The 13652-nt window shown below is 64.3% G+C and carries 10 protein-coding genes; 4 read left to right on the top strand and 6 right to left on the bottom strand.

From position 1 onward, the window contains the following. Positions 1-41: 41 nt before the first annotated feature. The gene (locus Q0863_RS13300) at positions 42-731 is read right to left on the bottom strand and encodes a DNA-binding protein (protein WP_298578953.1); all 690 of its coding nucleotides are present in this window, start codon (positions 729-731) and stop codon (positions 42-44) included. A 104-nt stretch (positions 732-835) separates the two neighbouring features. Between Q0863_RS13300 and Q0863_RS13295 the strand changes: the two genes are divergently transcribed. The 3 genes from Q0863_RS13295 to Q0863_RS13285 all read left to right on the top strand — a co-directional run bounded on the left by Q0863_RS13295 (position 836) and on the right by Q0863_RS13285 (position 6140). After that, entirely contained in the window at positions 836-1915 is a 1080-nt protein-coding gene (locus tag Q0863_RS13295) for a tyrosine-type recombinase/integrase (RefSeq protein ID WP_298578951.1), read from the top strand. A 90-nt stretch (positions 1916-2005) separates the two neighbouring features. After that, entirely contained in the window at positions 2006-3445 is a 1440-nt protein-coding gene (locus tag Q0863_RS13290) for a hypothetical protein (protein WP_298578949.1), read from the top strand. 70 nt (positions 3446-3515) lie between these two features. Then, the gene (locus tag Q0863_RS13285) at positions 3516-6140 is read left to right on the top strand and encodes an ATP-binding protein (protein WP_298578947.1); all 2625 of its coding nucleotides are present in this window, start codon (positions 3516-3518) and stop codon (positions 6138-6140) included. A 291-nt stretch (positions 6141-6431) separates the two neighbouring features. Here the strand turns inward: Q0863_RS13285 and Q0863_RS13280 are convergent, their stop codons facing one another. Further along, complete coding sequence (locus tag Q0863_RS13280; RefSeq protein ID WP_095209458.1) at positions 6432-7055, bottom strand: cation transporter; 624 nt, start codon at positions 7053-7055, stop codon at positions 6432-6434. Between the two features lie 94 nt (positions 7056-7149). Here Q0863_RS13280 and Q0863_RS13275 point away from each other — a divergent pair, with 94 nt between their 5' ends. Further along, positions 7150-7545, top strand: coding sequence for a helix-turn-helix domain-containing protein (locus Q0863_RS13275; protein WP_095208871.1), 396 nt, complete (start codon positions 7150-7152; stop codon positions 7543-7545). An 8-nt stretch (positions 7546-7553) separates the two neighbouring features. Here Q0863_RS13275 and Q0863_RS13270 read toward each other — a convergent pair whose 3' ends face one another. From Q0863_RS13270 to Q0863_RS13255, 4 genes are read right to left on the bottom strand one after another with little or no spacing between them, the layout of a single operon-like run. Then, the gene (locus Q0863_RS13270; RefSeq protein ID WP_095208872.1) at positions 7554-8147 is read right to left on the bottom strand and encodes a cation transporter; all 594 of its coding nucleotides are present in this window, start codon (positions 8145-8147) and stop codon (positions 7554-7556) included. A gap of 1 nt (position 8148) precedes the next feature. Then, complete coding sequence (locus Q0863_RS13265; protein WP_233737581.1) at positions 8149-11325, bottom strand: CusA/CzcA family heavy metal efflux RND transporter; 3177 nt, start codon at positions 11323-11325, stop codon at positions 8149-8151. Between the two features lie 22 nt (positions 11326-11347). Next, on the bottom strand, positions 11348-12319 hold the full coding sequence (locus tag Q0863_RS13260; RefSeq protein ID WP_298578912.1) for an efflux RND transporter periplasmic adaptor subunit: 972 nt from the start codon (positions 12317-12319) through the stop codon (positions 11348-11350). After that, positions 12316-13596 (bottom strand): TolC family protein, encoded by a 1281-nt coding sequence (locus tag Q0863_RS13255; protein WP_189495809.1) that lies wholly within the window; start codon positions 13594-13596, stop codon positions 12316-12318. The genes Q0863_RS13260 and Q0863_RS13255 overlap by 4 nt, the downstream gene beginning before the upstream one ends. Positions 13597-13652: the final 56 nt, after the last annotated feature.

Below are 13652 nucleotides of genomic sequence, written 5' to 3'. Positions count from 1 at the left end.
AACCCCAACCCGACCCGGGGTGCGTGAATCCGGGTGTCGCGCTAATGCGTGAAACTGGGTGTCGTTTGACACTTGCTCTCCTGTCGGGCGCGATCGACTTCAGCATGGGCGCGATCCTCGATCGCCCGCACATGGTTCGCCAACGCCTCGCGTTCGGACTGGGCGGCATCCTGAAGGTCCTGCAGACGACGGTCGACCGATTGCCGCGCGGATTCGGCGTCCGCTGCTCGCGACAGGGCGGCGTCGCGCTGCTGGGCGAGCTCGGTGAGCTGGCCTTCGAGCTGGTTGACCAGCCGCTTCAGTTCGGCCGCTTGGACGGAGGCCAGGTGTTCGGCGTGGGTTGCGGCCTCGACCTGGCTGCGTTGAGCGGAGGCCTCGAGCGCGAAAGCCTCACGCTCTGCCTGGAGCGTGGCCTGGGCCTCTTGGAGGGCTGCACGGTCGGCCGCCACCGTCTTTCGGGCATTGTCGTTGGCGCTCTCCAGCGCCAGCCGCCACAACTCCCCCGCGAGCGCGGCCACGGCGTCTGGGGCTTCCGGTAACGAAAGGCGGGCCTTCTGCGCCTGCAACCGCCGGCCGAGTCCCTGCCACCAGGTCTCAAGCCACCGGGTGACGGTATTTGGTGACCCGGTGCCCAGGTGGGCGCGGATGCGTTCGACGGTCGGCCGCTCGCCGGCGCCAACGATCTCGTCGGCAGCGGTGTGGACGTCGGATTCGGTGATGCCTCGGGCCATGGAAGTACCTCCTACGCGGGCGCCCTACTCTGTTGCTTCCGTACTGGTGATAAGTGATGATTATCGCTAGTAGATACCGTGTTTCATATCATTCATTACATAGTATGAAACGTAATAGCACACTTCCGGCCAACGCTGCGACGACTACCAGCCTGGTCCTGCCAGAACAACTGGCCCAGAACGCCGCCAACGCGGTTCGCGAACTGCTGGCCGAAGCCGCTGCCGCCAACACCACGCGCAGCTACGCGACGGCCCTGCGCTACTGGGCTGGCTGGCACCAGGGCCGCTACGGAGTCGAACTGGCGCTGCCTGTCAGCGAAGCCGTGGTGATCCAGTTCCTGGTCGACCACATCCAGCGCAAGCACAAGACAGGCCTGGTCAGCGAGCTGCCGCCGGCGTTGGATCAAGCCCTGGTGGATGCTGGCCTCAAGGCCAGGATCGGCGCGCTCAAGCTGTCCACCGTGACCCAGCGCGTGGCCGTGCTGTCCACGGCCCACAAGCTCAAGCGCCTGGACAACCCTTGTGAGCTGCCTAGCGTCAGGTTGCTGCTCAGTCGGGCCCGCCGTGCGGCGGTCAAGCGTGGCGAGCGAACAACCAAGAAGACCGCGATCACTCGCGCCGAGCTCGAAGCCATGTTGGCGACCTGCGACGACAGCCTGGAAGGCCTGCGTGACCGCGCCATACTCTGCTTTGGGTTTGCCAGCGGAGGACGCAGGCGCAGCGAGATCGCCGCGGCCGACATGCGCGATCTGCGCAAGGTGGGTGAAGATGGCTACATCTACCGTCTGGAGTATTCAAAGACGCAGCAGGCGGGAGCAACGGCGGACTCAACGCCGGACAAGCCGATCCTTGGGCGCAGTGGCGAGGCGTTGGCGGCGTGGCTCGAGGCCGCTGGAATTGGAGATGGGGCGATCTTTCGGCGGATCTGGAAGAATCGGGTCGGCCCTGCCCTGCTCCCAGGCTCCGTGGCGACCATTGTGAAGCGGCGGGCTCGCCTGGCGGGGCTGGAAGGGGACTTTGGGGCGCACAGCCTGAGGTCCGGGTTCGTGACCGAGGCTGGCAAGCAAGGGGTTCCGCTCCCGTCCGTGATGGCGATGACCGAGCATCGCTCGGTGGCGAGTGTGATTGGATACTTTCAAGCGGGTGCCGTAGAGGACAATCCGGCTGGCCGTCTTCTTAAATAGCGCCATCGGGAACCTATGGGTCTCGGACCGCCGTCATCCAGCTCGCAAACTCGGGGTACAACAACCCTCTTCAATAATCCATGGAAGACCATGAGCAAAGACGGAAGCGTTCACATTCAAGGACATTATGCACTCCAGCCGGATAGTCCCATCGCGCTGAAATCAGCCCTCTCCGTGCGCTACGAAAAGCATGATCCAACCTCACTCGACGTTGAGATATTGTTTCTCGGAGACGAAACTGAACGTACAGAAGCTTACTCTGCAACCAGAGCCATCGATGTCAACCTGCTGAAGCTTCACCCAATGAATAAGGGGGAGGACTCCATTAACCTGCTTGGGATCGCAGGATGGCAGTCAAGCCTGACGAGCATGACGCTGGAGGTCAGCGCCATTGAAGTAGGCATCGATCGCGAAGCTGCGAACCGCCCTATCCAGGTTCACTTCTCAGTTGGGCTCCAGCCGAGCGGCATCCTCATAAGCTACGGCTCGGTCGAGTTTCACTACAACGGAGACATCACTACCAAACGCGGTGAAGAAGGGGCGATCTTAGTGGAAACAAGTCTCGGGCAGATTGAGGCGATGGCTTCCTATGATTACCTAGATGGCGCTGCATTCGGAGACAAAGTTGTGCATCGGGTCGAGCGAGCTCGACTGTCCGGCATGGTCGAAATCCGAGCTGGTGAAACGCTGAGGTCACTGCACGACCGTCTGCAGGAAGAGATCCTCACGATTTGTGCCGCGCTCTCGCTCTGCTATAGGCAACCTGTTGACGCGTACGAGATCGAGTACCTTTTGCGGGAGTCTGAGAGCGACCGATTTGAGCGCGCGATCTATAGGCGAAAGTGGCACAAGAGTCGGACGAGGCATAAGGATAACGAGCTTATCCACTCCACCAATCTTCAGAATGGCGGACTCTCGAAACTCGTCCAGGCGTTAAAAACGCATCCTGAGTCCAAGTCGCTTGATCGAGGAATAGGGTTTCTCACGCATTCCTACGTTAGCTTCTTGGAAACGGGATACTTCATGGCCTTTTCTGCGATGGAAACTATTGTCAATGCCGTTGCCAAGGATTCGCAATGCGCGCTAATAAGCTCCTCTGCCTGGAAGAAGGTTCAGAAGTCATTACGAGCGACATTTGTCGAACTCACGAATCAAGGGCTCATTTCTTCCGAAGCCGCCAAGCAAATGAGTGACAAGATTCCCGAGATTCGCCGGGCGTCGCTTGCATCCAGAATCGATATGGCAGTCAAGTTGTACTCGGTCAAAACATCAGATCTGTGGACAGCCGAAGGCTTTGTTGAGGGGATGAAGAGAGCAAGCGAGTTCAGAAATGGACTGTTCCATGCCGCCGATACTTCCGATGGCGGCCTCATGAGTGTTGACCTGACAAGGATCAGGACATTCACTGAGAGACTCCTTCTTTCCGCACTTTCCTGGCCTGAAGAGCGCAGATGGGTGTGGAGGGACGATAGTCTTCACCGGATCATTCAGCCTGCGGACCCGAGCATCGGAAGCGAGGAGTCTTCGTAAGCCGATTGCGGACTGGGATCGATAGGCTCAAGGACGATAGTCAGCGCGTCTTCTGTGTAGAGGGGGCTACATGGCAAGCATTTATTCGGAGTATCACCGCTTCCTGGCGTACTTGGCGCAGCGGCCCGTTCACGATGATGTGCGCCGGCTTGCACACCTAGTGCTCGATCATTTGCAGCCACTGGCCGAAGTCGGTGCTGTCCGCCGCGGGCGATCCACGCGCCTGGCGCCATTGGCTATCAGGCATCTGTCGCAGATGCCTGTCGCCTACGACGGGGATGCGCTCGGCCCCGAGAACCGGCCTGTGCTCGGGAGACTACACCAACTCGAAGTTGGTCCGTTTCGCGGTTTCATGCGACAGGAGACGTTCGACCTCAGCCATGACATCACCCTGGTCTACGGTGCCAACGGCACCGGAAAGAGCAGCTTCTGCGAGGCCTTGGAAATGGCTATGCTCGGCTCAATCAGCGAAGCACAGGTCAAGCGGGTCGACCAGCGGACTTACTGCAACAACGTGCGCTTGCGCCGCCACTCCGCTCCAATATTGTCGTCCAAAGCCGCTGATGAGGTGTTGGTCGTCGAGCCCGACGAAGCCGAGTACCGCTTCTGCTTCATCGAGAAGAACCGCCTAGACGACTTCGCCCGCATCGCCGCGCGGACACCGGGCGATCAGCGTCAACTCATCGCCACCCTGTTCGGCGTTGACCAATTCAGCGAGTTCGTGCGCGGCTTCAATCCATCGCTCGATCAGGATCTGATGCTTGCCGGCGTGCAGGCGGCGCATCTGGCGCAGCGTCGCCTTCAGCTGGCGAACTCCGAGCAGACGATCGCCGTCCACCCACAGAAGATCGCAGCGGTCGAGGAGCAAGAGCGAGCACTGGCGCAGCTTATATCGCCTGGCGCAACATACCAGGCCTGCGTGGACTGGCTGCTCGGTACGCCGCAGCAACAGGGTCGGCTGCCGTATGTCCAGGCACAGCTGGACGCTATCCCGCCCGCTCTTCACCAAGTGACCCAAGCCCGACTACAGACGTTGCTGGCGGAGGCCTACCGAGTCCAGGGACAGTGGCAGGAGTCCTCTGCGCAACTAGCAGCCCGCGCCGGCGAGGTGTCGTATGCGAAGCTCTACGAGGCAGTGCTGGGCCTGGCCGACGGAGCGACTGCTTGTCCCGCCTGTGGAACCGGACTGGCCGCTGTGACGCAGAACCCATTCGACAGGGCGCGCACGGGCCTGGACGAGCTCGCGCAACTGGCTGCACTCCAACAGCAGGAGAACGGGCTTCGGACGCAGTTGAGCGAGGCGGTCCGAGAGTTGTGGGACGAGATGCGCCGCGTGCTGGCGGCGGCTGCAATCGCCTGTCCTGCCGAACTGCTGGCCGCTGAGCTGCCGCTCCTCCATCCCACCGCAGCGGGCAACTGGCTCGGCGAGTGGGTCGATGGGGACCGGCGCGCATGGCACGCCCTTTTGCGTATCGCCGAGACCATCGAAGGCTTCGATGCGCTGGCTCGTGACGTGCATGCGACGCGCGGCGAGTTGGCTCAGGAGCGGAATCGACTGCAGCAGCACCAGCTGGAAATCGAACGGTTGCGGACCGTGCGCGCTACGGCTAATCAGGACCTGACTGCCGCCCATCAGATGGTGGCTCAGTTCGACGATGCGAACCACGACCTGATCAAAGCCGTCGCGGCCGAAGTGCCGGAGGTGGCACACCATCAGCGAATCAAGGCGGCCTACGACGGTTTTCTGCCCGAGATCCAAGCCTACCTGGCCGCTCTGCCAGGTGTGCTGCTGCAGGGGCTGGGCGAACAGGCCCGTCATTTGTACAACGCGTTTAACCGGGCCGATCCAGCGGGCGATCTTCTGCACTCACTGTGGCTGCCGGTCGCAGAGAACGGCAAGATCGAGGTAGAGTTCGCCGCCGAGCCAGGCGTGCGCTACGACGCTCTGATCGTCTTCAGCGAAGGGCACATCAAGTGCCTAGGTCTGGCGATTTTGCTCGCCAAGAACATCGAGCAGGGCTGTCCAGTCGTCATCTTCGATGACGTTGTCAACGCGATCGACGACGACCATCGTGATGGAATCTGGCGCACATTCTTCGAGGACGGTTTGCTCGACGACAAGCAAATCATCCTCACCTCGCACGCCGAGGAATTCCTGCACCGTATCCAGCAGGAGTTGGGCGTGCGGCGCGCCGCGGCCATCAAACGCTACAAGTTCCTCCCGCATCAGGGAGAGCACGAACTGCGCGTCGACAGCGACCCGCCGACGAAGAACTACGTTCTGCTGGCCCAACAGGCATTGGCGGCCGACGAGAAGCGCGAGGCACTGCGCCAAGCCCGACCGGCACTGGAGAGCTTGACTGACCGCCTTTGGACTTGGCTGGGCCGGCGGGCGGATGGTCGGATCGACATCAAGCTGGGTGGGCCCCGGTCGCCATGGGAGTTGAACAACAAGTGCAGCAAATTGCGATCGGCGGTCAATCGAATCGCGGCACAGTATGTCGGTGCGCCCGAGGCGGTCGCCGCGCTCGATGCTTTGCTCAATATCAGTGGCGCTAGCATCGAGTGGTCTTACCTCAACAGCGGCGTCCACGACGCCCAGCGTGACCATGAGTTTGACCGCGCCACTGTGCGCACAATAGTCGAAGCAATCACCGCACTTGACGACGCACTAGAAATGCTGCGGAACCGCTGAGCAGGCGCCTCCAAAAATGTAAGCAGAGGGCCGGAGGTACATCTTCCATACCCTCGATAAATCCACCTAATCCCCAACCCCACGGGAGTCTGCTTTCGGCCAGAAGCGGACGTTCTGGCTGACCCGAACTGCCGCTTCGAATCCACTCTTTCAGAGGGTCGGCAGGGATTCGTGTAAAAAACGGCCAAAGGTGAGCTAACTGCCTGTCATAGCTGACTTTCTTGGCCGCTCCAGCCACGCGTCAGAACGGAGCATTTCTTCTTCGAGGACCGGACAACGGGCCGTAACTCGTTATTTCACCTCGTCCCGGTAACTCCGCCAAGCCATGCGGAGTACCCGAGCGGAGGACCGCAGAAACATCAGCAACAGTCCACCGGCGATGACCAGATCGGGCCAGCCGGCATCGAACAGCCACACGCCGGCGGCTGCCAGCAGCACCGCAACACCCTCGTACAGGTCATTGCGCGAGCACTCCCAGGCCGATGACATGTTCACGTCGCCAAAGCGGTACGGGGTAAGCAGCCACAGGCACAAGGCGTTGAACGCAAGATTGATCACGGCGGCGATGCCGATGGCCTCGAAGATCGGCACCTCCGGGTGGGCCAGGCGCCAGCCGATCTGGATGGCGACCGCAACCGCGGCACCGAGGATCAGCAATCCCTTGAACAACGCCACCCTGGCCTTGGCGCGCAGGCTCGCGCCGATCACTGCCAGGCTCAGCAGATAGGTCAACGCATCACCGAGGTTGTCGAGGCTGCCCGACAGCAACGAGGACGAGCCGCTGTAGATCGCTGCGGTGATCATCATCACGAAGCTGGCGATGTTGATTGCCAGCACGATCATCAACACGCGCCGCTGCCCCGCCTCCAGGGCGCGGATATCCACCGTGCTTCCGCAGCCGCACGAATCACTCATGATCATGTCTCCGAGTCGAGCGGGCGTCCGAGGATTTGCGGCCCGCTTCCAGGTCGGCGATCCTAAACCCCGGAGTCGCTACAGAGTCAAGCCCATGAAGATCGGAGAGGTCGCGGAGCGCAGCGGGTGCCATCCCGAAACCGTGCGCTACTACGAGCGCATCGGGTTGTTGCCTGCCCCGCCGCGCACGGCGGGCGGGTATCGCGACTACCGTCCCGCCGACGCGGATCGGCTGCGCTTCATCAGCCGCGGACGCGAACTGGGCTTCTCGCTGGAGGAGATCCGCAGCCTGCTGGGCCTGGCCGAAGACGACGGGTTGTCCTGCCAGGATGTCGACCGTCTTGCCCGCGGACACCTGCTGGACATCCGGAACCGGCTAAACGACCTTCAGCGGATGGCCTCGGAGCTCGAACGGGTGATTGGCAGTTGCAGCGGCGGCGAGCGCGGCCAGTGCGCCATCCTCGACACGCTGCGCCACCCGCCATCCTAGGTCGGCACTCAAGCGTCCTCTTCGCCACGGGCATCCTGCAGGATCTCGATGCCCCCTTTCAGGGCGATCGCCGCCACTGCGAGCCCCACGACGAGGTCGGGCCAGGCCCGCCCGGTCCACAGCACCAGTCCGCCACCCACGAGCACGCCTGCGTTGGCGATGAAATCGTTGGTGCTGAAGGTCGTCGCGGCACGCACGTTCACATTGGCCTGCCGGATTTTCTTGAGCAGCCACACGCATGTCGCGTTTACCAGGCCGGCCCCCAGCGCCATCACCATCATCGTCGTACCAATGGGCTCGGCGTCACCCAGGAACCGACGGCCCACGTCGACCAGGATCCCAGCGGCGAACAGGATCAGCAGCCAGCCGGACACTTTGGCCGCCGACCGTTTCCAGGCTTGTGAGCGACTGAGTGCGAGCAGGGTGATGATGTAGACGGCGCTGTCGGACGCATTGTCCAGTCCATTTGCGATCAGAGCGCTTGAGCCGGCGGCGACGCCCGTGACCCCGAACCCCGCGGCAAGCGCGAGGTTCAGGGCGAGGACGATCAACAGGATCCGGCGCTGGTGCGCGTCGTGTATCTCGATCTTCTCTTCACTCAACTCAGTGGGCCTCCAGTTGCGGCTTCGCTGCGTCGCCGCGATGCAGAAGACGGTAAAGGGTGGGCAGGACAAGCAGGGTGAGCAGCGTTGAAGACACGATCCCGCCGATCACGACGGTGGCGAGCGGACGCTGCACCTCCGCGCCCGCGCCGACATTGAGCGCCATCGGGACGAAGCCGAGCGACGCCACGAGGGCAGTCATCAAGACCGGCCGCAGCCGCCCGAGCGCGCCGTTGAAGACCGCGTCGTCCAGCGACTGGCCTTGTTCGCGCAGGTTGCGAATGAAGGCGATCATGACCAGGCCGTTGAGCACGGCCACGCCGGACAGCGCGATGAAGCCGACACCTGCGGTGATCGACAACGGGATACCGCGCAGAGCCAGTGCGGCCACGCCGCCCGACAGCGCCAGCGGCACGCCGCTGAACACGATCACCGCATCCTTGACCGAGCCAAAGGCCATGAACAGCAGGCCGAAGATGAGGACCAAGGTCACCGGCACCACCACCGCAAGCCGCCGACTCGCCGAGATCAACTGCTCGAACGTGCCGCCGTAATCAATCCAGTAACCCTCCGGCACGTTCACCTGCTGCCCGACGCGCTGCTGCAGCTCTTCGACGAAGCTGCCCAAATCGCGATCGCGCACGTTGGCCGTGACCACCACCCGGCGTTTTCCATTCTCACGGTTGATCTGGTTGGGCCCCAGCAGGCTCTCGATCTGCGCGACCTCCCGCAGCGGCACGGTCCGCGCGCTCGCCCAACTGGGTTCCAGGCTCGACCGGTCCGCGTTCGCCACGTCGGGCAAGGGGATCGGCAGATCCTCGAGGGCGGTCGGATCGACGCGCATCTGTTCCGGCAGTCGCACCACGATGTCGAAGCGGCGGTCGCCCTCGAACAGCTGGCTGGCCACCTGGCCACCGACCGCAGTGGCAACGGTCTGCTGCACGATCCCCGGATTCAGGCCGAAGCGCGCAAGCGCCGCGCGGTCCGGGACGATCGTCAGCAGTGGCAAGCCGGTTGCCTGTTCGGTGTTGACGTCGACCGCGCCCTCGACCTGCCTGGCAGCCGCCTCGACCTGTTCGGCCACCTCGACCAGCGTGTCCAGGTCGTCACCGAACACCTTGATCGCCACATCCGCACGCACCCCCGAAATCAGCTCGTTGGTCCGCATCTCGATCGGTTGCGAGAACTCGTAGTTGTTGCCTGGCAGCGTGGCCACTGCGGCTTCGATTTCGTCGATCAGAACGTCCCTGGGCTTGCGTGGATCGGGCCATTGCCCGCGTGGCTTCACCATCAGGTAGGAGTCCGCCACGTTCGGTGGCATCGGGTCGGTGGCCACCTCAGCCGTGCCGACCCTGCTGAAGACCCGCTCCACTTCCGGAACCTGCACCAGCCGTTCCTCCACGGCCACTTGCATCTTCACCGACTGCTCCAAGCCCGTTCCGGGTATGCGGATCGCTTGCATGGCGAGGTCGCCCTCGTCCAGGCTGGGAATGAACTCGCTGCCCAGGCGCGTGGCGACCAGCAGGGACACGACGACCAGTATCAGTGCCCCGCCAAGGACCCAGTTCTGACGACGGAGTGACCACGCAAGCAAGGGCTCATAGCGTCGGCGCGTCCACTGGACCAGCCGGTTCTCCTTCTCCTCGACGCGGTTGCCCATGAAGATCGCGATGGATGCGGGAACGAAGGTCAGCGACAGCACCATCGCGCCGGTGAGGGCCAGCACCACGGTGATCGCCATGGGATGGAACATCTTTCCCTCGATCCCGGTCAGCGCGAAGATCGGCAGGTACACCGCGGCGATGACGAACATGCCGAACAGGCTGGGCCGGATGACTTCGACCGTGGCGGTGGCGGTCAGTTCATTGCGCTCGTCGCGTGTGAGCGCCCGGCCAAGCCGATGCTGCATCTCGCCGAACCGGCGCAGGACGTTCTCGATGATGATGACCGCGCCATCGACGATCAGGCCGAAGTCGAGTGCACCCAGGCTCATCAGGTTGCCGGAGACGCCGCCGCGCACCATTCCGGTGATGGTGAACAGCATCGCCAGGGGGATGACGGCGGCGGTGATGAGTGCGGCGCGGACATTCCCCAGCAGCAGGAACAGGACCACGATGACCAGCAGGGCGCCCTCGATCAGGTTCTTCGAGATGGTCTGCATGGTGCGTTCGACCAGCACGGTGCGGTCGTAGACCGCCGTCGCGGTCACGCCTTCCGGCAGGCTCGCGTTCGCGTCCTGCAGCTTCGCCGCCGCGGCCTGCGCGACGCTGCGGCTGTTGGAGCCCACCAGCATCGACACGGTGCCCAGCACGACCTCTTCGCCGTTCTGGGTGGCCGCGCCGGTACGAAGCTCCGGGCCTTCACCCACCTGCGCCACGTCGGCCACCCGGATCGGCAGGCCCTCGCGCCGGTCCAGCACGATGTTCCGGATCTCGTCGACGCCGCCGACCTGGCCGGGCACGCGCACCAGGTACTGCTGGCCGTTGCGCTCGATGTAGCCGGCACCCATGTTCTGGTTGTTGGCGGCGACCGCGTCGACGATGTCCTGCAGCGTGAAGCCGAGTGCGACCAGCTTGGACGGGTCCGGCGTGATGTGGATCTGCCGCTCGAAGCCGCCGATCGTGTTGACCTCGGTCACTCCCGGTGTGTTGCGCATCTGCGGCCGGATGACCCAGTCCTGCAGGGTGCGCAGGTCGGTGGCGGTCCACGGCGTACCGTCCGGCTTGGCCGCGTCGGGTGCAGCGTCGACGGTGTACAGGAAGATCTCGCCCAACCCGGTCGAGATCGGCCCCATTTCGGGCTCCAGTCCCTCGGGAATCTGCGAGCGGATCTGCTGCAGCCGCTCGGCCACCTGCTGCCGGGCGAAGTACAGGTCGGTGCCGTCCTCGAACACCACGGTGATCTGCGACAAGCCGTAGCGTGACAGCGAGCGCGTGTAGTCGAGCCGCGGCAGGCCGGCGAGTGCCGTCTCGATCGGATACGTGACCCGCTGTTCGGACTCCAGCGGCGAGTAGCCGGGCGCTTCGGTGTTGATCTGCACCTGGACGTTCGTGATGTCCGGTGTTGCATCGATCGGGAGCCGGGTGAAGCTCCAGATGCCTACTCCGATCAAGCCCAGGGTCAGCACCAGCATCATCCAGCGATGCCGGATCGAGAACCGGACGATCCGCTCCAGCAGGCCGGACTGGTGGGCTGCGGCGTCAGTCGTCATCCGACGCCCCCGCCTTGCCGATGTCCGCCTTGATCAGGTAGCTCTCCGCGACCACAACATCCTCGCCCACGCTCAGGCCCGCGCGGATCTGCACCTGCGTGGTATCGCGGGCGCCGGTTTCGACGTGTCGGGTCAGGTAGGTCTCGCCCTCACGTACGAACACGGCCTCCCGGCCATCCATCGACTGCAGCGCCGTCAACGGCACCATCAGGTCCACCGGCTCCTGCGCGACCGTGATCCGCGCCTTGACCGCCGTACCCGGCCGCCATTGGTTGTCGGCGTTGTCGATCGTTGCGCGGGCGACAGTGCTCTGGCTGGCCGTGGCCATGCCGGGGAGCACACGTTCGAGCGTGGTGTGGACCAGCTCGCCATCGCTCATGCGGGTGACCGCCACCGGCACGCCCGGCTGGATGTGCTGGGCGTCGGCGCCAAAGATGTGGAGGTCGACCCAGAGCTGCGAGAGATCGGCGATCTCGAACAGCGGCGCGCCCTCACCGGCCAGGCCGCCGACCGAGGCACTGCGGTCGACGACGACACCGGAGATCGGCGCGGCGACGCTGTAGGTGCTCAGGCTCAGGTTGCTCTCGATCGTCGCCAGTGTCTGGCCGGCGCGAACCTGGTCTCCGACATTGGCGCGCAGTGAGCGGATCGGGCCTGGGAAGCGGGCGGTGACCTGCGCAACACGGCCCTCTACCGGGGTCAGCAGGCCTTGTACCTCATGCTCGTCGGCGATCACGCCGGGGCCGACGGGCCGCGTCTTGATACCGGACTTTTCAGCGACTTCCGCAGCGATGACCGTGCTGGCGACTTCATCCGCCTCATGGCCGTGTTCGTCGGCCTCCGTTCCGTGGTCGGCGGCGTCGTTCGCATGTGCGTCCTTGGCCGGCTGGTCCGGCTCGCCACCGCAGGCTGCGAGGACCAAGGCCAGCGCCAGTGCCGGGATCAGGTGGACAGGCTTCATGGGGTTGCTCCTTGGTTGTGTTGCAGGCCCGGGCCGGCGACGAATGCCTGGCCGGTCAGCCGCTGGATCTCGATCAGGGCGCGCTGGGCTTCCAGCGCCGCCGCCAGCTGTTGCTGCCGTGCGGCGGCGTGCTCCGCCTGCAGGCTCGACCACTCCAGATAACTGGCGGCGCCTGCGCGGTACGCGGTGGCGGCCGCGGCTTCGGCCTTGGCCAGACGTGGAAGCACGTCCTCACCTAGCCGCTGTGCTTCCAGGCGGGCCACTCCGAAGCGGCCATGCGCCTCAGCGAGGGTGGAGTAGAGCGACAGCCCCATGGCCTCCCGTTCGATTTCCAGCGCTGTCAACTCGGCGCGTGCGGCACGGATGCCCGGCTGTGCCCGGCGAGTGGTGCCCAGCGGGATAGAGACACTGCCGACCAAGCCGAAGTCATCGCCCTCCGCCATCCGTCGCACGCCCACCTGCCAGTCGAAGTCGGGGGTCGCTTCGCTGCGTGCCAGCTGCAGGCGCGCCTCGCCAATGCGCTGCTGGTCGACGAACTGCGCCAGCTCGGGAGTGCGTTGCAACCAATCGGCGAGTACCGCGAAGTCCGCGACCTGTGGCACATCCAGCGGATCGCCGCCGACGATCTCAAATGCGGGATTTCGCTCGCCCCACAGGGCCGCGAGGTGCTGGCGGGCGGCCGCCTCACGTTGCCGGGCACGGGCGCTATCCAGTTCGGCCCGCGCAAAGGCCGCCTGGGCGGTGAGTACGACCGACTCGGGCGAAGCGCCAGCCTCGTGACGCCGGCGCGCCGCAGCAACGGTGCGATCGCGCTGGTCGACGCCCAACTGCGCAAGCTCGCCTTCGCGTTGCGCACCGACGACTGCTAGGTAGCGGCGGGCCACTTCGGCCAGGAGATCCAACCGCCGCGCCTCGCGCCCGATGGCCAGCGCATCGATCCGGCTTTGCGCGAGCGTGCGGCGGGCATCGAGCTTGCCGCCGCGCTCCAGCACGGAGGCGAGGCTCAGCGTGATCTCGGCGCCATCCAGGCCGCTGGCCGGGCCGGTACCGAGCACGTTCTCGACCTCGGCTCCAGCGACCAGCGCCGGGCGCAACGAGGAGCGATCCAGTTCGGCTTTCAGGGCCTCATGGCGGGCGCCAAACAGGCGCAGATCGGGGTGTGTATCGGCAACGCGGAGGAAAGCGTCGTCCAGGGTGAGGGGGTCGGCGGCGTGCGTGGGGAATGCCACGGCACACACGGCGACGAACGCGGCCAGGGCCGCTGATCGCAAACGCATGGGGGTTGCTCCGATGAATCGAATTGACGGGAGTCGGCATCAGGCCGACGGCGCGG

The sequence above is a fragment of the uncultured Luteimonas sp. genome (assembly GCF_947492465.1).
Lineage (GTDB): Bacteria > Pseudomonadota > Gammaproteobacteria > Xanthomonadales > Xanthomonadaceae > Luteimonas.
The sequence above is the reverse complement of the archived record's forward strand: the minus strand, read 5'-3'. Positions and strand labels throughout refer to the sequence as shown.

Excerpts from the sequence above, each read along its gene's own strand:
- Q0863_RS13300 (WP_298578953.1), bottom strand. The coding sequence starts at position 731 with ATGGCCCGAGGCATCACCGAATCCGACGTCCACACCGCTGCCGACGAG.
- Q0863_RS13295 (WP_298578951.1), top strand. The coding sequence starts at position 836 with ATGAAACGTAATAGCACACTTCCGGCCAACGCTGCGACGACTACCAGC.
- Q0863_RS13290 (WP_298578949.1), top strand. The coding sequence starts at position 2,006 with ATGAGCAAAGACGGAAGCGTTCACATTCAAGGACATTATGCACTCCAG.
- Q0863_RS13285 (WP_298578947.1), top strand. The coding sequence starts at position 3,516 with ATGGCAAGCATTTATTCGGAGTATCACCGCTTCCTGGCGTACTTGGCG.
- Q0863_RS13280 (WP_095209458.1), bottom strand. The coding sequence starts at position 7,055 with ATGAGTGATTCGTGCGGCTGCGGAAGCACGGTGGATATCCGCGCCCTG.
- Q0863_RS13275 (WP_095208871.1), top strand. The coding sequence starts at position 7,150 with ATGAAGATCGGAGAGGTCGCGGAGCGCAGCGGGTGCCATCCCGAAACC.
- Q0863_RS13260 (WP_298578912.1), bottom strand. The coding sequence starts at position 12,319 with ATGAAGCCTGTCCACCTGATCCCGGCACTGGCGCTGGCCTTGGTCCTC.
- Q0863_RS13255 (WP_189495809.1), bottom strand. The coding sequence starts at position 13,596 with ATGCGTTTGCGATCAGCGGCCCTGGCCGCGTTCGTCGCCGTGTGTGCC.